19 protein-coding genes and 1 pseudogene are annotated in these 21,098 nt (G+C 61.4%); 12 read left to right on the top strand and 8 right to left on the bottom strand.

Translation table 11 applies throughout. From position 1 onward, the window contains the following. The 4 genes and pseudogenes from JQ641_RS38365 to JQ641_RS37535 all read left to right on the top strand — a co-directional run. Positions 1–96 (top strand): annotated as a pseudogene (locus tag JQ641_RS38365) (chemotaxis protein CheW); the annotation flags it as partial. Between the two features lie 68 nt (positions 97–164). After that, on the top strand, positions 165–530 hold the full coding sequence (locus tag JQ641_RS37545; protein WP_192739881.1) for a response regulator: 366 nt from the start codon (positions 165–167) through the stop codon (positions 528–530). Positions 531–606: 76 nt separating this feature from the next. Next, on the top strand, positions 607–1,794 hold the full coding sequence (locus JQ641_RS37540) for a protein-glutamate methylesterase/protein-glutamine glutaminase (RefSeq protein WP_212002332.1): 1,188 nt from the start codon (positions 607–609) through the stop codon (positions 1,792–1,794). Then, positions 1,791–2,672: a CheR family methyltransferase gene (locus tag JQ641_RS37535; RefSeq protein ID WP_192739883.1), complete on the top strand. Its 882-nt coding sequence runs from the start codon at positions 1,791–1,793 to the stop codon at positions 2,670–2,672. Before JQ641_RS37540 ends, JQ641_RS37535 begins: the two co-directional genes overlap by 4 nt. A 25-nt stretch (positions 2,673–2,697) precedes the next feature. Here JQ641_RS37535 and JQ641_RS37530 read toward each other — a convergent pair whose 3' ends face one another. The 4 genes from JQ641_RS37530 to JQ641_RS37515 all read right to left on the bottom strand — a co-directional run bounded on the left by JQ641_RS37530 (position 2,698) and on the right by JQ641_RS37515 (position 5,551). After that, positions 2,698–3,855: a glutathionylspermidine synthase family protein gene (locus JQ641_RS37530; protein WP_212002330.1), complete on the bottom strand. Its 1,158-nt coding sequence runs from the start codon at positions 3,853–3,855 to the stop codon at positions 2,698–2,700. Between the two features lie 5 nt (positions 3,856–3,860). Continuing rightward, positions 3,861–4,304 (bottom strand): hypothetical protein, encoded by a 444-nt coding sequence (locus JQ641_RS37525; protein ID WP_212002328.1) that lies wholly within the window; start codon positions 4,302–4,304, stop codon positions 3,861–3,863. Between the two features lie 2 nt (positions 4,305–4,306). After that, positions 4,307–4,711, bottom strand: coding sequence for a DUF350 domain-containing protein (locus JQ641_RS37520; RefSeq protein ID WP_192739886.1), 405 nt, complete (start codon positions 4,709–4,711; stop codon positions 4,307–4,309). A gap of 255 nt (positions 4,712–4,966) precedes the next feature. Next, positions 4,967–5,551 (bottom strand): DUF4126 domain-containing protein, encoded by a 585-nt coding sequence (locus JQ641_RS37515; RefSeq protein WP_212002326.1) that lies wholly within the window; start codon positions 5,549–5,551, stop codon positions 4,967–4,969. A 270-nt stretch (positions 5,552–5,821) separates the two neighbouring features. Between JQ641_RS37515 and JQ641_RS37510 the strand changes: the two genes are divergently transcribed. Further along, the gene (locus tag JQ641_RS37510) at positions 5,822–6,976 is read left to right on the top strand and encodes a DUF937 domain-containing protein (RefSeq protein WP_212002324.1); all 1,155 of its coding nucleotides are present in this window, start codon (positions 5,822–5,824) and stop codon (positions 6,974–6,976) included. 241 nt (positions 6,977–7,217) lie between these two features. On the opposite strand, the gene JQ641_RS37505 is transcribed toward JQ641_RS37510, so the two are convergent. Further along, the gene (locus JQ641_RS37505) at positions 7,218–8,024 is read right to left on the bottom strand and encodes a cytochrome P460 family protein (protein ID WP_212002323.1); all 807 of its coding nucleotides are present in this window, start codon (positions 8,022–8,024) and stop codon (positions 7,218–7,220) included. Positions 8,025–8,197: 173 nt separating this feature from the next. Beyond that, on the bottom strand, positions 8,198–8,899 hold the full coding sequence (gene ctrA, locus JQ641_RS37500; RefSeq protein ID WP_015688285.1) for a response regulator transcription factor CtrA: 702 nt from the start codon (positions 8,897–8,899) through the stop codon (positions 8,198–8,200). A gap of 365 nt (positions 8,900–9,264) precedes the next feature. Between ctrA and fliI the strand changes: the two genes are divergently transcribed. The 4 genes from fliI (at position 9,265) to JQ641_RS37480 (ending at position 12,779) form a co-directional block, all read left to right on the top strand. Beyond that, on the top strand, positions 9,265–10,587 hold the full coding sequence (gene fliI, locus JQ641_RS37495; RefSeq protein WP_212002321.1) for a flagellar protein export ATPase FliI: 1,323 nt from the start codon (positions 9,265–9,267) through the stop codon (positions 10,585–10,587). Between the two features lie 109 nt (positions 10,588–10,696). Continuing rightward, positions 10,697–11,116 (top strand): flagellar export protein FliJ, encoded by a 420-nt coding sequence (gene fliJ, locus JQ641_RS37490; RefSeq protein ID WP_212002319.1) that lies wholly within the window; start codon positions 10,697–10,699, stop codon positions 11,114–11,116. Between the two features lie 177 nt (positions 11,117–11,293). Further along, positions 11,294–11,839, top strand: coding sequence for a sigma-70 family RNA polymerase sigma factor (locus JQ641_RS37485; protein ID WP_192739890.1), 546 nt, complete (start codon positions 11,294–11,296; stop codon positions 11,837–11,839). Between the two features lie 43 nt (positions 11,840–11,882). After that, positions 11,883–12,779: an anti-sigma factor gene (locus JQ641_RS37480; protein ID WP_212002340.1), complete on the top strand. Its 897-nt coding sequence runs from the start codon at positions 11,883–11,885 to the stop codon at positions 12,777–12,779. A 365-nt stretch (positions 12,780–13,144) separates the two neighbouring features. Here the strand turns inward: JQ641_RS37480 and JQ641_RS37475 are convergent, their stop codons facing one another. Both JQ641_RS37475 and flhA read right to left on the bottom strand, forming a co-directional pair. Continuing rightward, a complete protein-coding gene (locus tag JQ641_RS37475) occupies positions 13,145–13,351 on the bottom strand; it encodes a hypothetical protein (protein ID WP_192739892.1) in 207 nt (68 codons plus the stop codon). A gap of 427 nt (positions 13,352–13,778) precedes the next feature. Then, entirely contained in the window at positions 13,779–15,911 is a 2,133-nt protein-coding gene (gene flhA / locus JQ641_RS37470) for a flagellar biosynthesis protein FlhA (protein WP_212002317.1), read from the bottom strand. A 1,524-nt stretch (positions 15,912–17,435) separates the two neighbouring features. On the opposite strand from flhA, the gene JQ641_RS37465 reads away from it, so the two are divergent. From JQ641_RS37465 to JQ641_RS37455, 3 genes are all read left to right on the top strand, one after another. Beyond that, positions 17,436–18,308 (top strand): hypothetical protein, encoded by an 873-nt coding sequence (locus tag JQ641_RS37465; protein ID WP_212002315.1) that lies wholly within the window; start codon positions 17,436–17,438, stop codon positions 18,306–18,308. 265 nt (positions 18,309–18,573) lie between these two features. After that, positions 18,574–19,281 (top strand): hypothetical protein, encoded by a 708-nt coding sequence (locus tag JQ641_RS37460; protein WP_212002313.1) that lies wholly within the window; start codon positions 18,574–18,576, stop codon positions 19,279–19,281. A gap of 771 nt (positions 19,282–20,052) precedes the next feature. Further along, positions 20,053–20,277, top strand: a complete 225-nt coding sequence (locus tag JQ641_RS37455; RefSeq protein ID WP_212002311.1) for a hypothetical protein — start codon at positions 20,053–20,055, stop codon at positions 20,275–20,277. The last annotated feature ends 821 nt before the right edge of the window (positions 20,278–21,098 follow it).

Genomic DNA, 21,098 nt, shown 5'->3' with positions numbered 1-21,098 from the left:
CTCGCCGGCGGCGTCCACCGCCTCGACGGCCAGCTCATGGTCGTCCTCGATGTCGATCGCGTCCTCGAAATCGTGCCGGATCTGATGGCGGCATAAGAAGCAGAAGCAAAGCGAACGTAACACTTGGAAACGTCCCCTTTGGGGAATGGAAGTAGAGGCCGAAAATGAGAACATGTCTCGTCGTCGATGACTCAAGCGTCATTCGCAAGGTCGCACGCCGTATCCTGGAAGGTCTCGATTTCCAGATCATCGAAGCTGAGGACGGCGCGAAAGCGCTGGACGCCTGCAAGCGCGCCATGCCCGAGGCGGTCCTGCTCGACTGGAACATGCCCGTGATGGACGGTTATGAATTCCTCGGCAATCTGCGCCGCATGCCCGGCGGCGATGCGCCCAAGGTGGTGTTCTGCACCACCGAAAACGACGTCGCGCACATCGCACGTGCGCTGCATGCCGGCGCCAACGAATACATCATGAAGCCGTTCGACAAGGACATCGTCACCGCGAAGTTCCAGGAAGTCGGCCTGATCTAAGTAGACGATCCGGCGGCTCAACGGCCCTCGGCTTTTCCTTGTTAAGTGTGCCGTTCGAGTCGTTCCTGGTGAAGTAATGAGTACTGCGTTGACAAGTGCCCCGGCCCCGACTGCGACACGGCAGGACAAGCTGCGTGTTATGGTGGTCGACGACAGCGTCGTCATCCGCGGGATGATCTCACGCTGGATCGGAGCTGAGCCGGATATGGAGGTCGTCGCCTCCCTGCGCACCGGCCTCGACGCCGTCAACCAGCTCGAACGCATCAATCCCGACGTCGCCGTGCTCGATATCGAAATGCCGGAGCTCGACGGCATTTCCGCGCTGCCTAAACTGCTGGCGAAGAAACGCGATCTCATCATCATCATGGCCTCGACGCTGACTCGCCGCAATGCGGAGATCAGCTTCAAGGCGCTGTCACTTGGCGCCTCCGACTACATTCCAAAGCCCGAAAGCACGCGCGAGGCTTCCGCCGCCGAAACTTTTCGTCACGATCTGATCCAGAAGATCCGTCACCTCGGCGCCAAGATCCGCCGCAGTGCGCATGCACACGCGCCGGCGAGTCCGCCGCTGGCGCCGGCTCACCACGACAAGCCGCGCGAAACCGCAGCCCGTGCGCCGTTGGCTTCGCCGGCACCGGCCGCACATCCGGCGCCGACACGCCGCCCGTTCAGCATGCTGGCGCCGCGCGTGCTCCTGATCGGCTCGTCGACCGGTGGTCCGCAGGCACTGATGTCGCTGGTCACCGAAATCGGGCCGGTGATCGACCGTTTTCCGGTTCTGATCACGCAGCACATGCCGCCGACTTTCACCACGATTCTCGCCGAGCATCTGGCGCGTTCGAGCCGGCGGCCGGCGCATGAGGCGGTCGATGGCGAAATCGTCAAGGCCGGCCAGATCTATCTCGCGCCGGGCGGCCGCCATATGCGGGTCGTGCGCCATGGCGCAGACGCGGCGATCGCGCTCGACGACGGACCACCGGTGAATTTCTGCAAGCCTGCGGTCGATCCGCTGTTCACCTCCGCGATCGATGTCTGGCAGGGCGGCATCATGTCCGTGATCCTGACCGGCATGGGCTCCGACGGCATGCGCGGCGGCAAGGATATTGTCGCGGCCGGCGGCAGCGTGATTGCCCAGGACGAGGCGACGAGTGTGGTGTGGGGCATGCCGGGTGCGGCCGCGAATGCCGGCATTTGCGCCGCGATATTGCCGCTTAATCAGATCGCGCCGAAACTGGTTCGGTTGTTTTCGGGAGATCGTTCGTGACGCCTCAGGACTATGAGTATCTGCGTAAGCTTCTGAAAGAGCGTTCCGGGCTGGACCTGTCCGCGGACAAGCAATATCTGGTCGAGAGCCGTCTGGTGCCGCTGGCGCGCAAGGCGAGCCTTGCCGGTATCCCCGAGCTCGTTCAGAAGATGAAGGTCGGCGCCGAGGCACTGACGGCCGAGGTGGTCGAAGCGATGACCACCAACGAGACCTTCTTCTTCCGCGACAAGCTTCCGTTCGATCATCTGAAAGAGGCGGTTCTCCCGGCGCTGGCGCAGGCGCGCGCGGCGCGTCGTTCCCTGCGCATCTGGTGCGCGGCTTCCTCCACCGGGCAGGAGCCGTATTCGATCGCGATGTGCCTGAAGGAGGCCGGCGCCATGCTGGCGGGCTGGCGCACCGAGATCGTCGCGACGGACCTTTCGCTGGCTGTGCTGGAAAAATCCAAGGCCGGCATCTTCAGCCAGTTCGAGGTGCAGCGCGGCCTGCCGATCCAGATGCTGGTGAAATATTTCACGCAGAACGGCGAGCTGTGGCAGCTCAACGCCGACATCCGCAGCATGGTGCAGCACCGTCAGTTGAACCTGTTGCAGGATTTTTCTCACCTCGGCACGTTCGACGTGATCTTCTGCCGCAACGTCCTGATCTATTTCGACCAGGACACCAAAGCCAAGATCTTCGAACGCATCTCGCGGATGCTGGAGCCCGATGGCGTGCTGGCGCTGGGGGCTGCCGAATCCGTGGTCGGAATCACCAACGCCTTCAAGCCCTATCCGGATCGCCGCGGGCTCTATCGTCCAAATGCCGCACCAACCATTGTGCGCCCCGGGGTAGCGACCCTGGTGCCGCAGGCGCCAAGGTCGGTGGCGTCGGCACGCTGATCTATCGGTCTATCGATAGCTTCCGCTACAGAATGGCGTGCGGGACGAACCGTGACGTGTTGCCGGTGATCGGATTTTCGTCCTCGCGGATCGATAGTCCGCACGGTGTGTGATCGATCAACCAGCTTCCGAGCACCGGATATTGTTCGGAAAAGCTCGGCAGGGACGCGAAACCCTGCAGGATGAAGCCTTCCGCCCCATATGGGCCTTGCTGTTCCATCAGCGTCGAGCCGGCGCTGACGAGCGTCACATTTGCGCCTTCGCGCGAATACAGCGGCTTGCGCACGAACGAGGAGCCGAGCATTGCCGCCTTCGGATCGTCCTCGAAATAGGACGGCAGCAAATTGGGGTGTTTTGGAAACATCTCCCAGAGCAGCGGAAGAATGCCCTTGTTGGACAGGATCGCTTTCCACGGCGGCTCGATCCAGCGCGTCGGGGCGCTCGACAGATTTGCGCCGAACGTGTCTTGAAACATCCATTCCCAGGGGTAGAGCTTGAAGGCAAGCTCAATGCCGCGATCGTCGAGATCGACGAACTGGCCATCGCCCCCGAGGCCGACGTCCTTGATGTCCATCAGCGTGGTCTTCAATCCGGCCTGACTCGCGGTGTCCTGCAGATAGGCCAGCGTGCCGGCGTCCTCGGCATTGTCGGTCATCCCGGCCAGATGCAGGTGCTTTGCGCTGCCGTGTTTTTTCCAGGCGTCGATCAGCCGCTCATGGATTGAATTGAACTGGTCGGCGCGCTTCGGGATGATGCTGCGTTCGATCGCCTGTTCGAGCCAGGTCCATTGAAAAACCGCCGCTTCGAAAATCGAGGTCGGCGTATCCGCGTTGTACTCCAGCAGTTTCGCCGGGCTCCAGCCGTCGTAGCTCAGGTCCAACCGGCCATAGAGGCTGGCGTCGCGGCGGCGCCAGCTCTCCGACAGCAGCGGCCAGAAGGCTTCGGGTATTTTCAGCCGGCGCAGATATTTTTCGTCGTTGATCGCGCGGCCGACCACCTCGAGGCACATCGCCTCGATCTCGCCGGTGGGCGCCTCGATCCGCCGTTCGATCTCGTTCAGCGTGAATGCGTAATAGGCTCGTTCGTCCCAATAACGCTCGCCGCCGATCGTGTGAAAAGTGAATCCGGCGCTTTCGGCGGTGGCGCGCCAGTCGTCGCGTTCGGGGCAGGAGATGCGTTCCATGACATTCAGCCGCCAGAGAAGCCGACGGCATGCCCGAACGATCCGAAGCCGCCGCGCTGTGCGCTGTGCGAGCCGGAATCGGAGGTGCCGGAGCCCGAATAGTTCGAGGAGGAATTGCTCGAACCCGAAGAACTCGACGAGGTACCGCCGGAGTAATAGCTGCTGCGTGAGGAGCTTCCGCCGCCACCCGAACTGCTGGATGAAGATCCGCGCTGCTGGCATTCGGCGCTGTTTTGCACCAGCGGCGACTGCGCCGTGTTCGGCGGCTGCTCGCATCTGTTGCGCGGCATCAGCGTGTAGGCGGCGCCGCCAACCGCGAGCGTGCCCATCAGAAACAACGCGACGTGGCCGGAACGCTTTGCCGGCGGGCCCGACGATTGCGGCACAGGCGGCACTGACGGTTTTCGCGTCCCGAATTCGCTTGTGCGTTTGGGGGGCTTGTTCGCCATGGTCAGTAGATCATGCTGGCAGCGTTGAGTGCGCCCGCTGCCAGCGAGGCTAGACCAAGCCAGATGGCGGCGGCAAGTTCGCCGCCTGCGATGCGCTGCGACAGGTTCGGCACCGGTATCTTGACGAGATAAAAGACGATGATCTGCACGATCAGGGCGACGACAGCCCAGATCAGGCAATCCCAGACATTGGCGGAATGGGCGATGGCGCTGACCAAGGGCAGCGCGAAGCCGAGCAGGCTGAGCCCCAACGCGATCGCTGCTGCCGGATTGTTGTCGCGGATCAGCAGGAACTCGTCATGCGGCGTGACACGGGTATAGACGAAGAGGTAGGCGGCCACGGCGACCAGCGCCGTGCAGAAATAGACCAGAAACGCCGGTAGCCCGGCGAGGGATTGCAAGATCATTGATAACGCCCCGACTCGATCAGTCCCCACGTTCGCACGACCCATTGGTCGGCGCATCCGAGAGGTCGGTTCAATCCCAAGAGATTCTGCCTGGGCACCCCCAAGAACAAAAACCCGCCATTTTGCGGCGGGGTCCGGTCGGCAAGCGTGAGCCTTGCGGCTCGCCGTACTTAGCGCTGGTGCGCTCGCACAACGTGTAGCCGCGGCCTCACACGGTCTCGGTGAGGTTGCGGCCATTGGGCGGGCTCGATCCGTCTATTGTTGGTTTGGCCGATGCGATCCCCGAGCCAAGCTTCGGAGCAGGCGAAATGCCAGCCAGAAGAACAGGATAACCAGTGCTAGCGCAGCGATCGGCGCTGTCAGCGCCAGGATCGAGATCAGCGATGCGCTCCCGAGTTCGGCGGTTGCGACCGTCGAGTTCCCAAGACCGCCGGTGAAGACGGTGGATTTTGCCCTGAGCATTGCGGTCAAACCCTGCGTGATGCCGGCAACGCCACCTCCCGCGATAATGGCCGCCGTCCATTTCACCATTGGCGGCAGGTCGGTCATGACCGCGGCGGACACGATCGTTCCTGCGACGACGGCACCGGGCGTCGCCACTGCATCGAGCAAATTGTCCACGCCGGGAATGTAGAACGCGGCGATCTCCACTATGGCTGCCGTGCCGAGCATGATGACGGCGGCTGGTGTGCCGAGCCATGCGAAGCCCTCGTTCAGGCTGGCATGTCCGGTGTAGGCCGCGCCGCTCAGAATTAGCAGTGGCAGGAAAAGCCGAAAACCGGTCGCGGCGGCGAGCCCGATGCCAAGCGCAACCGACAGTGCAAGGTCCAGATTCGACATGTGCCGTAAACTCCGTCAGCCCCGGGCAGCATGAAAGGCAGCGTGAAGGATCATCGGCAGCGTCAACGGCGGCGATGTTCTCTCCATGCGACATCGCCTTCCCAGAACGCCGTTATCGGGTCGTTTCCCGGTTCCCAAATCCTTATCAACCCTTGTGGAACTCGGATTGGACTGGGGAGGTTGTAATATAAGGTGATCAAACTTTGAGACGCAATCCAGCCTTGACGAACTACCTGAGGAGATACCTGCACTCTACTCGGGAGGATCGCCATGGCGACGAATTTGGTCTCTGTAGTGCTGCAATACCTCACGCCGGACATGATAGCGAAGATCACTTCTGCTTTGGGTCTTGATCGCAGTGTTGCGCAAAAAGCAATCGCGGGGGCGATCCCCGCGCTTCTTGCAAGCTTCGCTGACGTTGGCTCCACTCCCAATGGGGCACGCCAGCTCACCAACACGATGACACAGCAATCCGCGTCGCTTGAGAGCTTCACGAATCTGATCGGCGGTTCGGGTCAGAACTCGCTGGCTGAAACGGGATCGAACATGCTCTCGGGCCTGTTCGGTGGCGGAACGCTGAATACAATGGCGCAGACGATAGGCAAGTTCGCGGGGATCGGTGAGGGCACCAGCAAATCGATGCTCGGCATGCTTGGCCCCGTGGTCCTTGGTGCGTTAGGTCAGCAGCAACGCAGCATGGGTCTCGACGCAAGCGGGTTGGTGTCCCTTCTCACTTCACAGAAGGATCAGATCGCCGCGGCAATACCGTCAGGTCTCGCCGGTCAGTTGAGTGCCGCCGGTCTCATTGACGGAGCGACCGGGAGCTTGCGCAGCGGTGCGACGGCAGCAAGCGCGGCTGGCGGCCGAATTGCAGAGGCTTCGGAGCGGACCATTTCCCAGGCTGGTCAGGCAGCCTCGGCGATGGCCAGCGGAACAGCGGTGCCGCAATGGTCGTATTGGTTGGTCGGCGCGGCGGTACTGGGTGGTCTCGCCTGGTTCGCTTTTGGGCGTTCAGGGGAGGACACAGTCGCTCAGGTGCCACCTCCCGCTACCACGCGGACCGCGACCGGCACCGTGGGCTTGGCGCCGACGGATTTGACGGTCGGAGGGGTTAATCTGGCGAACCAGGTCAACGCGTCGGTTGGGTCGATCAGGACCTTGCTTCCCGGCATCACCGATGCCGCATCGGCCCAGGCTGCCGTGCCCAAAATAAAGGAAGCAACGGCTCAGTTGAATGAGGTCAGCTCCCGCGCAACGCAGCTTTCTCCGGAAGGAAAGAGCACTCTCGCAAAACTGATTGTGGCTGCGACCCCCACGATCAACCAGATGTGTGACAAGGTGCTGGCGACGCCCGGCGCCGGCGATATTGCGAAGCCGGCAATTGATGAGCTTCGAGGCAAGCTCGACGCGCTCGCACGCTCCTGAATGTCAGAACGTCGTGCCGTCCGGCCACCGCCGGACGGCTGGGCAACTGTCAGCAGCTTTGCGCACGCGCGCCGCCGCGGATCGTTGTTTGTATTCACAGGAGTAAGTCGTCCTTCCAAACAAAAACCCCGCCATTTGCGGCGAGGTCGGGTCGGGAGGGTGAGCCTTGCGGCTCGCCGTAAACCCTGGTCAGGCGGAATGCGTTCGTCCTGCTGGCGTGGCTCGCGCAGCACACCGCCGGCTATTCCTTGACCTCGATCTTGCCCTTCATCGCCGGGTGCAGGCCGCAGATGTAATCGTAGATTCCGGCATCGGCGAGAGTCAGCTGGGTGGTCTGGCCTTTCAGCGCGATGGACGAGCGCTGCGCTTTGGCGCCGGTGATGGTGACCTGGTGCGGCGAGGAATCGGAGTTGTGCCAGGTGATGGTCTGGCCCTTGCTGACGACGACGGTCTCCGGTCCAAATTTGAAGTCGGAGATCGAGACGACGCCGGGGCCCGGCGCGGGCTTTGCCGTGGCGCCTTCTGGCGTGCCCTTCAGGCCCGCCAGTGAGATAACAAAATCCTGCCCGGCATGTGGCTTGTGGCAGGCGAAGCAAGCCGTCAAATTGGCCTTGTCGTTGACCTTCCTGTCCGGCCCAAACGCCTGATACTCCCATTCGCCGTTCCGAATGTCGTCCTTGTACTCGGTGCCCCAGCCGGCGCGCTTTTCCATCACGGTGTAGGCGATGAGGTCGCCCTTCTGGAAACGGCCGCTGGCGTCCTTGAGAGGCTCGCCGGCCGCATCGAGCTGCGCCTTGTACTGAACCAGGGTCAGCACCGTGCCGCTCGGGATCGGCTGCCCCTTGCGCACGGCATCGACCGCCGCAGGCGTCGCATAGAGCTCGCGATACTGCTTGTTGTCGTAACGGCTGACGATGGCGTAGAGCGTGTCCTTGTCGAAATTCTCCGGGAAGGCGACCTTGTCACCGCCGGCGAGCGCCGAATAGCCGATCAGCGCGCCCGATGCCGATCCGAGCGCAACCGCAGCAAGCAGCCTGACGTTTTTCATGACTTCCCCCTCGTTTGCGGACAATCCCGTCAGATACGAGACACCGCGAAGTGGGTTTCAATCCGGGGAGAGGTGAATTTGTCGCGTGGCCGCTGCCCAAAAACAAAACCCCGCCATTTGCGGCGGGGTCCAGTCGGGGAGGAGTGAGCCTTGCGGCTCGCCGTAAACCCTGGTCAGGCGGGAATGCGTTCTTCCTGCTCGTGCGGCTCGCGCAGCACGTAGCCGCGGCCCCACACGGTCTCGATGAAGTTGCGGCCTTCGGAAGCGTTGGCGAGCTTCTTGCGCAGCTTGCAGATGAAGACGTCGATGATCTTGAGCTCGGGCTCGTCCATGCCGCCATAGAGGTGGTTGAGGAACATTTCCTTGGTGAGCGTGGTGCCCTTGCGGAGCGAGAGCAGCTCCAGCATCTGGTATTCCTTGCCCGTCAGATGGACGCGCTGGCCACCGACCTCGACCGTCTTGGTGTCGAGGTTGACGACGAGGTCGCCGGTCTGGATCACCGACTGGGCATGACCCTTGGAACGGCGCACGATCGCGTGGATGCGGGCGACCAGTTCGTCCTTGTGGAAGGGCTTGGTCATGTAGTCGTCGGCGCCAACGCCGAGACCCTTGACCTTGTCCTCGATGCCGGCGAGGCCGGAGAGGATCAGAATGGGGGTCTTGATCTTCGACACCCGAAGCTGCTTGAGCACGTCGTAACCGGACATGTCGGGCAAATTGAGGTCGAGAAGGATAATGTCGTAATCGTAAAGCTTACCGAGATCGACGCCTTCTTCTCCAAGATCCGTCGTATAGACGTTGAAACTCTCGGATTTAAGCATCAACTCGATCGACTGCGCGACGGCGCTGTCATCTTCTATCAGCAAAACGCGCATGCCAGTCCCCTATAGTCGCCGCTCCGGGCGTCAGGTCGGCCGCACTTGCGGCACTCAAAACGCCTTTGAACAACTGATTCGGATCCTGACGACATATGGTTAACAAATACTGATTCGTGTTCGCAAGCTCTAACCGTGCAATTTTTATCGAATCGCCGTAAGATATTGCGTCGAAGCAGCTTTTCCTTACCGTTCTCGCTCAAGTTCCACATTAAGAGACGGGCCTAACCGACTCCCGCGACTCACCCTTCTTCTGATGGGCGAGCGCTCTCAGTCACCAAAGACAGTGACGCAATGATTAACGATGCGGGTAAACACGAGGTTAAGCGCCCCTTTCAAACACGCGGAAACTTAAGGTTTTCGCAATGAAGGCGCTCGCGGAACAGATCGGCGACGTCGACGGCGTCAATATATATGGCCGTGTGATCGGCGTACGCGGGCTGATGGTCGAGATCGCGGGGCCGATCCATGCGATGTCGGTCGGCGCCCGGATCGTGATCGAGACCGGCGGCAGTTTCATTCCGGCCGAGGTGATCGGCTTCTCCGGGAACAATGCGGTGGTGATGCCGTTCGCCGGCCTCGAAGGGGTCAGGCGCGGCTGCCGTGCTGTGATCGCCAATGCCGCGGGGCAGGTGCGGCCCTCGCCATCCTGGCTCGGCCGCGTGCTCAACGCGATGGGGGAACCGATCGACGGCAAGGGGCCGCTGACGCAGGGGCCATCGCCGATGCCCTATCGGAACTCGCCGCCGCCAGCGCATTCGCGCCAGCGGGTCGGCGCCCCGCTCGATCTTGGCGTGCGCGCCTTGAATACGTTCCTGACCTGCTGCCGCGGCCAACGGCTCGGCATCTTTGCCGGATCCGGCGTCGGCAAATCGGTGCTGCTGTCGATGCTGGCGCGCAATGTCGATGCGGATATTACGGTCATCGGCCTGATCGGTGAACGCGGCCGCGAGGTGCAGGAGTTCCTGCAGGACGACCTCGGCGACGAGGGCTTGGCGCGTTCGGTCGTGGTGGTGGCGACCTCCGACGAGCCGGCCTTGATGCGCCGGCAGGCGGCCTATCTGACGCTCGCGATCTCCGAATATTTTCGCGATGAAGGCAAGGACGTGCTGTGCCTGATGGATTCGGTGACGCGCTTTGCGATGGCGCAGCGCGAGATCGGGCTGTCGGCGGGCGAGCCACCGACCGCCAAAGGCTACACGCCGACGGTGTTCACTGAACTACCGAAGCTCCTGGAGCGGGCAGGGCCGGGCATCAGCGCCGGCACCATCACCGGCATTTTCACCGTGCTGGTCGATGGCGACGATCATAACGAACCGATCGCGGACGCGGTGCGCGGCATTCTCGACGGCCACGTCGTGATGCAGCGATCGATTGCCGAGCGCGGGCGTTTTCCCGCGATCAACGTCCTCAAATCGGTCTCCCGCACCATGCCGAAATCGGCCGATCCGGCCTATCTGCCCGTGATCATGCGGGGCCGTCAGGTGATGGCGACCTACGCCGATATGGAGGAACTGATCCGGCTCGGCGCGTACCGGGCGGGGTCGAGCCCGGAGGTCGACGAGGCGATCCGGCTGCACGAGCCGCTGGAAGGGTTCCTGCGGCAGGGCAAGGGCGAAAAAGCAAGCCTCGCCGACGGCTACCAGCAATTGGCGCAGATCCTGACTAGTTTGGAAACGGAACGCTAACTTTGTCAGGCCATCATCGCCGGCACATGAATAGTCTTGCTGGCGGGGCCCCCGGGGGAAGCCGGCTTTGTCCCGCGTTAAGATTGGGACTTCTGGGGAGTATGAGTCGATGAAGTCACGTGAAACGCTGATCCGCCTGAAGAAGTTTCAGGTCGATGAGAAGCGCCGCAGGGTTACCCAGATCGAAGGCATGATCGCTGATTTCCAGCGTATGTCTGTCGACCTCGAGCGCGAAATCCAGACCGAGCAGGACCGGGCCGGGATCCAGGATCCGACCCATTTCGCCTATCCGACCTATGCCAAGGCGGCGATCCAGCGGCGCGAGAACCTGACCCGCTCTGCCGACGAACTGCGCATCCAGCTTGAGGATGCCAAGAGCCTGCTCGGCGAAGCCTTCGAGGAGCTCAAGAAGGTCGAACTGCTGGACGAGCGTGACCAGGCGCGCGAACGCGCCGAGGAGAACGCCCGCGAGCAGGCTGACATGGACTCCATCGGTCTGATGCGCGCCCGCCTCGGCGCCATCGCCTGACGCCTTACCTTCTCTCATCCGATCAATCGACAACCCGGGCCGCAAGGTCCGGGTTTTTCTTTGATAATGTCCACAGACCGGCGTCTTGGTGGCTGGTTTGCTGCAAGGTATGCTAGGAGGGTTCTCGATGCTCCCGGCGTAAAGCGCGATGGGGTATCGCGATTTGGGGGACGCTGAATGCTGACGCCAGCAGAGCTGGTCTGGCTGATTGCCGCTGTTGCGAAGGGGGATGAAGCCGCTTTCGAGCGGCTTTACGCCGCCACGCGCGCGAAACTCTTCGGTGTCGTCCTCCGTATCTTGCGCCGACAGGATCTCGCCGAGGAGGTCATTCAGGAGGCCTACGTCAAGATCTGGAACAGCGCCGGACAATTCAATCCGGCGCTCGCTTCACCGATAACGTGGATGGCGGCGATCGCGCGCAACCGGGCGATCGACGTTGTGCGCAAGAAGACCGAGGCCTCGATCGAGGAGGAGCCGACCGCGATGGAAGTGGCCGCCGATTCACCCGATCCGCTGGCGCGGCGCGAGATGACGGAAGAGTTGAAGCGGCTCTTGGAATGCGTCGGCCGTCTCGAGCCGGACCGGCAGAAGCTGGTGCTGCTGGCCTATTACAACGGCTGGAGCCGCGAGCAGCTGGCCGCCAAGTTCGAGACGCCGGTGAATACGGTGAAGACGTGGCTGCGCCGCAGCATGATGGATATCCGGGAATGTCTCGGGCTTTGAGTTTTGGAATGAGCTGTTTGGAAGGTGTTCTGGACGTTAGATGATGGCCTATAGCGAAGACCATATCGCGCTCGCCGCGGAATATGCGCTCGGCACCCTCGATGCCGACGAGCGCGCGCAGGTCGAAACCATGATGGCCGTCGACACGGAATTCACCGCCGTGGTCCAGGCGTGGGAGTACAGGCTCGGCGTCCTCAACCAGATGGTCGGCTCGGTCGAGCCGCGGCCGATCGTCTGGGAAAACATTCAACGCGCGATCGGACATGCCGGACCGCAGGTGCCGCTGGCGCTGCCGGAAGCGGCCGCTGCTCCGCCGCCGGAAGCCGCCGCGCCGCCGCCGCCGGCGGATTCGCTGATGGCCGAACTGACCGAGGCCGCTGATAATTCCAACGTCGTCCAGTTGTCCGGCCGGGTGAAGCGGTGGCGCAATCTGGCATCGTTCGCAACGGCAGCCGCCGCGGCGCTGATCGCGATGCTCGGCCTGCAGCTCTATTCGCCGGACTCGCTGCCCAACGCGCTTCGTCCCAAGATCCGTACGCAAGTGGTCGAGGTCAAGTCGCCGCCGCTGCCAGCGCCGCCGTCGGCGCAATACGTTGCGATATTGCAGGGGAACGGCGGTTCGCCGGCGTTCATCCTCACGGTCGATGCCGCCACAAAAAATTTCACCGTCCGCAAGGTCGGCGCCACCGCCGAAGCCGGCAAGAGCTATGAGCTCTGGCTGGTCTCCGACAAGCTGCCGCAGCCGCGCTCGCTGGGTGTGATCGGCGGCAGCGAGTTCACCGCGCGTAACGTGCTCGCGTCCTACGACGCCGGCACGATCAACGCCGCGACCTACGCGGTGACGGTCGAGCAGGCCGGCGGATCGCGTGACGGCAAGCCGAACTTGCCGCCGGTCTTCGCCGGCAAGCTGATCGAGACGGTGCAGGGCGCGCCGCGTTAGTCCGTTCCTCATGGTGAGGAGCGCGTCTTCGCGCGTCTCCGGACGATGCTTCGCATCGCCGGGCGAACCATGAAGGCCTATGCAGCATCGATTACGCCCGTGGCCATCCTTCGAGACGCCTGCTTCGCAGGCTCCTCCAGCGATGAGCTTACGCTCACGCGGGGATGAGGGCTACGGTGTGGCGGCGATCGCGCAGTAAGGCCCACGCTTCTTACCCCCATAAAGAGAAAACGCCCGTGGGGAGCGGGCGTTTTCGTAGTCAACTTGGGGGTAGTTGGGGTCTTCTAGTACTTCACGTGGCGACTTTGGGGGGCTGTAAAGAGCCGCGTGAATTCGTGAATTCCTGTTGTTGGCGCAATCCTTGTTTAGCGAACCACCGAATTGCCCGAACTCGTGATCACGACCGGCTTGCCGGCCTTCATCACGCGGGTGCTCGCGGTCTGCTGGTAACCTTCGTCCGAAGTGGTGCGCGCCGAGATGCCGAAGCCGGCGACCAGGATGCCCACGACCAAAGCTACGACCACAATCTTGAGATGGGTCATGCGGTCTGCGCTGTAAATCGAGTGGTTCATGGAAGTCTCCTGCCCGCCTTCCCCTGTGTCGAATTAGACGACCTCATCGACAAACAGGTTCAACGTCTCGGCACAGGAAACGTAGGAATTCGCTGTTTCGTTCCACAGATGCGATCACAAGGCGGTGAAAAGACTTGAACGGCCGCGATCAGCTGAGCGGCGATAGCTGCCTGAAATGACAAATAATAAAACGATTACAAATCATTAGTGGTGCAGTGCCTTGTCGGAACGGAAACTCGGCCACCTTGCCGGATTTTAACAAACAGTTTGCCTGTGGCGAAAACACATCACGGCGCCGTTATTGATTTGCTCGGGGGAACAAACGGCTTCCGTCGTGTGGATAGACCGCCACCCCGGCCCACCCCCGCAAGCGGGAGAGGGGGCGCAGTCCCTTCGCGTTTGATATTCAAGCCAGTCTCATCCCGCTCTAAACGCTGCCGACCGTTTTCAGCCGGGCGCGCGGGTGGATTTCGGCCTGCGACAGCACGGTGGTCTGGGCCCGGAACCGTTCCACCAGCGAGCGCACGAACGGGCGGATCGCCGCCGACGTCACCAGCACCGGCGCCTCGCCTTCCTGGGCGGCGCGCTCGAAGCTGACGCGGACCGCGGTCATGAACTCCGACAGTTTTGACGGCTGCATCGCGAGACTCCGGTCTTCGCCAGAGCCGACGATCGATTCGGCGAATGCCTGCTCCCAGCGCGCCGACAGCGCGATCAGCGGTAGATAGCCGTTGTAGGAGGTGTTCTGGGCGCAGATCTGGCGCGCCAGCCGGGCCCGGACGTGCTCGACCATGGTGGCGGGGTTGCGCGAGAACGCCAGCGCGTCGGCAACGCCCTCCAGGATGGTGGAGAGGTCGCGGATCGAGATCCGCTCGGCCAGCAGCAGCTGCAACACGCGTTGAATGCCCGACATGGTGACCTGGCTCGGCACGATGTCCTTGACCAGTTCGCCCTGTTCCTTCGGCAGGTCCTTGATCAGCTTCGCCACCTCGCCATAGGACAGCAGGTCCGACATGTTGCTCTTCAACAGCTCGGTCAGATGCGTCGATAGCACGGTCGCGGCATCGACGACGGTATAGCCCTTCAGCGAGGCCTCTTCCTTCAGGCTGGCGTCGACCCAGGTCGCGGGCAATCCAAAGGTCGGCTCGATGGTGTGGATGCCGGGCACGCCGACCTGGTTGCCGGCGGGGTCCATGACCATGAACTGGTTCGGCCAGATCTTGCCGCTGCCGGCGTCGACTTCCTTGATCTTGATCATGTAGGTGTTGGCCTCGAGCTGGACGTTGTCGAGGATGCGCACCGCCGGCATCACGAAGCCCATTTCGACCGCGAGCGAACGGCGCAGCGCCTTGATCTGTTCGGTGAGGCGGTCGGTGCCGTCGGGGCCGTTGACCAGCGGCAGCAGCGCATAGCCGAGCTCGATCTTGAGATCGTCGATCTTGAGCGAGTTGGCGATCGGCTCTTCCGCCGCCGCGCTGGCGGCTGCCGCGGCAATGTCGGGCGCGGCGAGTTCGGCAGCTTCCGCGGCCTTGGTGACGCGGTTGTGGTTGCGCGCCTTCCAGGCGAGGACTGCGGCGCCGCCGCCGAGCGCCACGAACGGCAGCATCGGAATACCCGGCAGCAAGGCCAGCACCAGCATCACGCCGGCCGACATGCCGAGCGCCTGCGGGTAACCGGACAGCTGCTTCATCAGCGCCTTGTCGGCGGCGCCGGTGATGCCGGCCTTGGAGACGAGCAGGCCCGCCGCGGTCGAGACGATCAGCGCCGGCACCTGGGTGACCAGGCCGTCGCCGACGGTCAGGATGGTGTAGGTGCGGGCGGCGTCGCCAAAGCTCATGCCCTGCTGGGCGACGCCGATGATGATACCGCCGATGACGTTGATGAAGACGATCAAGAGGCCGGCGATGGCGTCGCCGCGCACGAATTTCGAGGCGCCGTCCATGGCGCCGAAGAAGCCGCTTTCGTCTTCCAGTTCCTTGCGGCGCCGCTTGGCGGTGGCTTCGTCGATCAGGCCGGCGGACAGGTCGGCGTCGATCGCCATCTGCTTGCCGGGCATCGAGTCGAGCTGGAAGCGGGCGGCGACTTCGGCGATACGGCCCGAACCCTTGGTGATGACGATGAAGTTCACGATGACAAGGATCGCGAACACGATAATTCCGATCACGAAATTACCGCCCATCACGAAATTGCCGAAGGCTTCGATGACGTGGCCGGCCGCCGCCGTGCCTTCATGGCCGTGGCTCAGGATCAGCCGGGTCGAGGCCATGTTGAGCGACAGCCGCAGCATGGTCGAGATCAGCAGGACGGTCGGAAACGACGAGAATTCCAGCGGCGCCTGGATGAACAGCGCCGTCATCAGGATCAGGATCGACACCGTGATCGAGATCGCCAGAAACAGGTCGAGCACGATCGCGGGCAGGGGTAGGATCAGCACCACCAGGATGGTGAGGACGCCGAAGGCCAGCGCAAGATCGCCGCGCCGGAGCATGGTGCCGATTTCACTGAAGCTGGGGAATCCGCCGCTTGCCCCCGTGCCCTGACCTGCCGTGACGTCGACCATGCTTGCAGCTCCTCGCGAATGGCGGCCGCGGCCGCCAGACGTCTTCGCGGCGGCCGAAGGGCCGCCGCTCCGTAAGTGAGGCACCGCACTGGCGTCCACGGGGTTCCTCCCGTTCTACGCGGCTGACGACACTCGACTTCACTGGGCAAATTTTGCCCGGTGTATGGTTAGTAAAGGGTTAATTTCCGGTGTTGGGGCCGTCGTTTGGCCGCTGGAGCACCCCTCACACACCCGTGTCATACCCGCGCAGGCGGGTATCCAGTACGCCGCGGCTTTTCGGTTCTTTCGTCATTCCGGGGCGCGCGGAGCGCGAGCCAATCCATACTCACGATCGTGGTTATGGATTCCGGGCCTGCGCCAAGCGGCGCATCCCGGAATGACGGCGTGACTTCGCGATCCCGCGACGCAAAGCGCCCGGGTGGTTCAATCCGTTCCTCCCCAAAACAAGGGAGCAGGGAATGCCGGGTGCGCGCTGCACCCGCGGTCTCGTGTGCAATTGTGCAACAAGAGTGAGCACACGAGCATACAGGGCAGCGGAGAGCATCCGACATTCCCTGCGCAATGGCTTTACGGCTTATAACGCGCTCTCCCCGGCGAGACGGCCTCTATTGCCACCGTCGCCCCTCGGCAGCGTTAGCTCCCGAAAGACTTGACGCCGTTACGGGCGCCAGGACCACACGCTTTCACCGTACGCCTTTGTCACGCCCGTCAAGCGCAACATCGGCGTCCACCACATCCCAACCCGCGTCCGGACGATCGCGATACGCCCCTCGTAGAGGGATGAGACGGGAGAGATATGCAGGTGTGTCGGGGTGGCTGTCAAGGAGAATTTCCGTAAATCAGAAAATGGCTCTCGACCCGGCGCCGGTTCCAACAATCCTTTGAACCATAGCCCGTCCCTGCAGACAGATAGCTACCGGGGGATTGCACTTTCCGGGGCTAGCACAGCGCCACTAAGCATCATTCGGCTTTGGGGCGCTGTTGCGTTAGTGGCCTATTTTGAATCTGCGAGTGGCCTATTTCGGTCACTACCCGTTGCTCCAAAGGAAGGCCTATGACCGAAGGGCGACGCTTCAAGCAAATCGACCCGCTCGACAAAAGCCTGTTGAAGGAGGCCGAGCGTCGCTGGAGAGAGGCTCGAATGGCTCTGCCCGGGGTGGCGGAGCGCGACAGGCTTGCTCGCGAAGCGCGACTTGCAGAACCGGCCTCTAACAAGAGGGTTGCGGCACCCCGCCAGAAGGCTCTGACCAAAGCGTAGGGCCGCCTCTTGGCGGCCGCTTTCTTGGGATCGGAATTTTGCAATCGCTCAATTTCATCAGGGCGGTAGGACGGATTGAGCCGAAGGCGAAATCCGCCGCATTGGTTTCGACCGGACGGCGGATTACGCTGCTGATCCCCCTACCGCCCCGGAACTGTGAACAACCGGTGGACACTCCGTTTTCGCTCAGTGGTTGAACAGCCATCGTGTAAATCGTTTGAGGATTCGCCTGATTCGGCATTTGAGCCTGCCAGAAGGGACACTGCATGACCCGTGACCCAGATTTGGTGTACCGCATCCTGCTCGCGATCGAGGCCAAGAAGACCACCGCGCCAGCGCCGATCGAACTACCCGGTGCGGATAAGCAAAAAGTGCTTAATCACCTCGCTTCGCTGTATGAAGAGGGGCTCTTTAGCGGCCAGCGCCCTCATCGCTCGGGTAGCACAAGGGAGTTTGATCGGGTGGACGTTGGTGATCTCACGCCACCTGGTCGAAGGCTTCTTGCTTCGCTCAAGAAGGTTCGGTCACTCGAGCCGCACAGACCTCAAGCCGTCGAATTTGCCGCGGGCGGCGAGAATAATGCACCTCCACGTTCGCCAGACGTCAACCTCACAGGAGTCCAAGCAGCAGCATCCGCGGGCGAAGTTCGCGCGGCTACTAACAATGGTCCGGCGCCTAGCGCACAGCCAAGTCCAACCACAATCATCGTTACAGCGGTCAGCACCAATAAGGTCGCGTTGCAGCTTACCGCCTTTTCACTTCTCCGAGCGCTCGATGCCAAAATAGATGCTCTCCACCGCGAACGCTCCAACTCGGAAGACGTGACACCGTATGAAAACCTCCGGCAACTGGTCGAAGAGTTTCTAGCCGCTGCCGCTTCCGCGAGCGAAGCACCTGTGGTCGAGAAGACACTTTCGTTGGCTGGCGGGCTCAAGAGTTGGTGGAACAAAGACCATGCCAGCATCTGCAACAAAGTGCTCAACATCGGCCTCTTTGCGAGCGGTCTTTCGATCTGCGCTTTAGCTGGGGCGCTTCCGGTGAGTACTGCGAGCATTGTGACTGTTGGAGCGCTGGTCGGAGGAAAGGACGTCGCTGAGTCGCTCGGTGCCTTAGCGAAGGCACTTACGAGCAAAGAGTGAAAGCCCGCCGTATTGGAACCCGAGCGAAGACAAAATGACAGACACAATTCTCTTTCAGGAGCCAGGCGTTACAATCGCTTTTGACTCGAAACCCGGGACGCTAGCGCCGTACTTTCCAGGCATGCGACCGGATTGTCGCAATCACGGATACATGGGGCGGTAGGGCGGATTGAGCCGAAGGCGTTATCCGCCATTTTGTTTTCCGGTTCGGACGGCGACGCTGTCGCTAATCCACCCTATGCGCTGGGCAGCAGGAGACGCATGAATGGTTGTCAAAAAAGGCTTCGACCGCTCTTGGAAAGCGTGGGGTCACTGGAACAACATCAAAGAGCTTCTTAGTCTCATCGGCTTTTGGCCCCTCTTACCTGGGGGCAGCGGCGGCGCAGCGATGCTCATTTTCACCGCGGATTATGGCTGGTCAGCGCCAGCTGTTTTGCTGGCTACGCTGGCAGCAGCAGCGTTTTGCGCGGTTATCTTCGCTGCAATCCGAATTGCTATCGTCTATCCAAGGGCGTCTTCGGTTCAGCAGATTGAACAAGATGAAGTGTCAGTCTCTTTGCGAGACCAGAACGCAGCCGCATTGGCCGCCATGGGCAGTGAATTGGCGACCGCGATGGACGGCGCTGTGCACCGCATGATCCATGGGTCATCCAGCACAAAGCCGCGCACATATATTGACTACGAAAAGGGCCAGAAACTTCCTGCCATCGATGAATTTCGAGACTTCCTTGAAGGCCCAATGCAAGAAATAATTGATGACGGTCCAAGATTATCGAGCAATTGGTGGAACGCGATTAAGGACCCCAATGGACTTCACCAACGCACAATGAAAACTGGATATCCGAGAGTCCAGCCGCTTCAGATGACAACACCCCCGTCCGGGAGGCGAGCGCGGACGGAGGTGTGTTGGAGGCAAAATCTCCAATCAAAGCGCTCCCGGCGGCGGCTTGGTGAGCGCCAACCCAAAACCTAACAGCCGAGTTCATTGCCGGAAAGGAGATTCGGGAAAACTTGGTATTTGTACCGGGAACAAGTCGCAATCGCGGACGTTGAGGCCGTATGTCTGGAGGAGAGAACGGACATATCAGACGGCCTCAGCGCGCTGCCCCCCGATGTCGCTGGGGCCGTCTCTTTTAAAACGGCGGTTCCGTTGAAACCATGCGGGCGACCAAATCGTAAGATGCGTGTCGGCTATGGCTTCTGTTTGAGGCAGGGCAATTGGAAGTGGTCGATAGGGGCCGCCCGCTTAAAGAACTACGGGCGGCCCCACCATAAGTTTCAAAGTGTCTCACCCAATTAGAGGAGGCCCCCGCGGCCCACGACGGGTTGCCCCTTGTTCGCTCTTACGTTTCAGAACAAGCGGGAGGGCGGCGGGTGAGAGAGGCATGCACCATTGAAGCGCGGCGCTGCATCTACGGCAAATTATCAGCCCCCCTTGGGGATCGAAGCGGGTGCCACTTATTCCCCCATCTATCGCGCGCAAAAGAAGTCTCGCCTGAGGGCCGGCGCCGCCAACCGTGGTACTCCAGAATAGTTCGGAACCACCGAAACAGGTTGCGGTAGCTTGGCGGAACCCGCAGGCAACCGCCATTGCCATGCGGTATGGCGGCCCTAGTTGCATCGCCAGGCGCACTGGGGCCGCCTATCCGCGGCTAATTCGAGACCGCGGGACGCCGTTTCAGATGAACTAAACTTGCCACTTGTTCCTGATTTCAGAACCGATGTTTTAATGGAGTAAGTTTCGATGGGCAGGCGTTGGACCGACGAAGATATTCAGCACCTCAAGCAACTGGCGCGGCGTCACCCTGTTCCGAAAATTGCGGAAATCATGGACCGAACGGTGGGCGGTGTCGTTTTCAAGGCCCATCAACTGAAGCTCTCGCTCAGGAGCCGCCGTCAGGACAATGCGATAATTTCGCGTGTCGATCCAGGAGTCGCGGGCTTCAAGAATTGGCCACCTGAGATTTAGCTGCAGCGGATTGAAACCGCCAACTGGGGTGCTCCGAACTGGTTCGTAAGGCGGACTAGCGACAGCGTAATCCGCCGTCCGGTCGAAAACAAAACGGCGGATGACGCCTTACGCCTTACTCTATGAGCTACGGCGGACAGGTCGGCTCAATCCGCCTACGGCCCTCATTGATTTATAGCTCGCTCAATATCTTGTAGATTCCCCAGAGTACCGTTCCTCCAAGCAACAAATTCGTTGAATCCTTGGTCGAACGATTCACGGGCAGGATTCATTAGAGCATGAAACGATTCAGCCGGAGCGTCCTCCTTAATTGAAGTGGATGCAACGCCATAGTTCACCCTAAAATGATTCATCTTAGAAACAGCGCTATTCCAGTAGGTCGGGTTCGTCGCAGCGTAGATTTCTTCGTGCCGATGATGTTTTTTCCGAAGAGCCTCAACTCGATCTGCGCTTGTATTCAGGTTATCAAAAAACCCCCTTAGTTCTTCGTTGTAGTTTGAATGATTATGTTGGACGAGGAATTCAAGAAGGAGCGCGCCCGAACAGGCGCGGCTTGGCCGATCCCTTCATCAAAGGCGGCTTCTGGATTTGATGAAGACGGCGCTCAAAAACTCCCACAAGGCTAACGCCCGTAGACCTGCAGTTCGAAGGCCGTGGCACTGGATCAGAACGATAGAGTCTGCCGCGGGGCGGATTGAGCCGGAGGCGTACCGCTTTGGTTTCGACCGGACGGATTACGCTGTCGCTATCCGGTCTACGCGCCACGCGCTCCAGATTGTCCCAGCTCTGACGAAAAATGCGACCGGCGCATTTTGACATGA

Source organism: Bradyrhizobium sp. JYMT SZCCT0180 (genome assembly GCF_018130165.1).
In the GTDB taxonomy this organism is placed as follows: domain Bacteria; phylum Pseudomonadota; class Alphaproteobacteria; order Rhizobiales; family Xanthobacteraceae; genus Bradyrhizobium.
The sequence above is the reverse complement of the archived record's forward strand: the minus strand, read 5'-3'. Positions and strand labels throughout refer to the sequence as shown.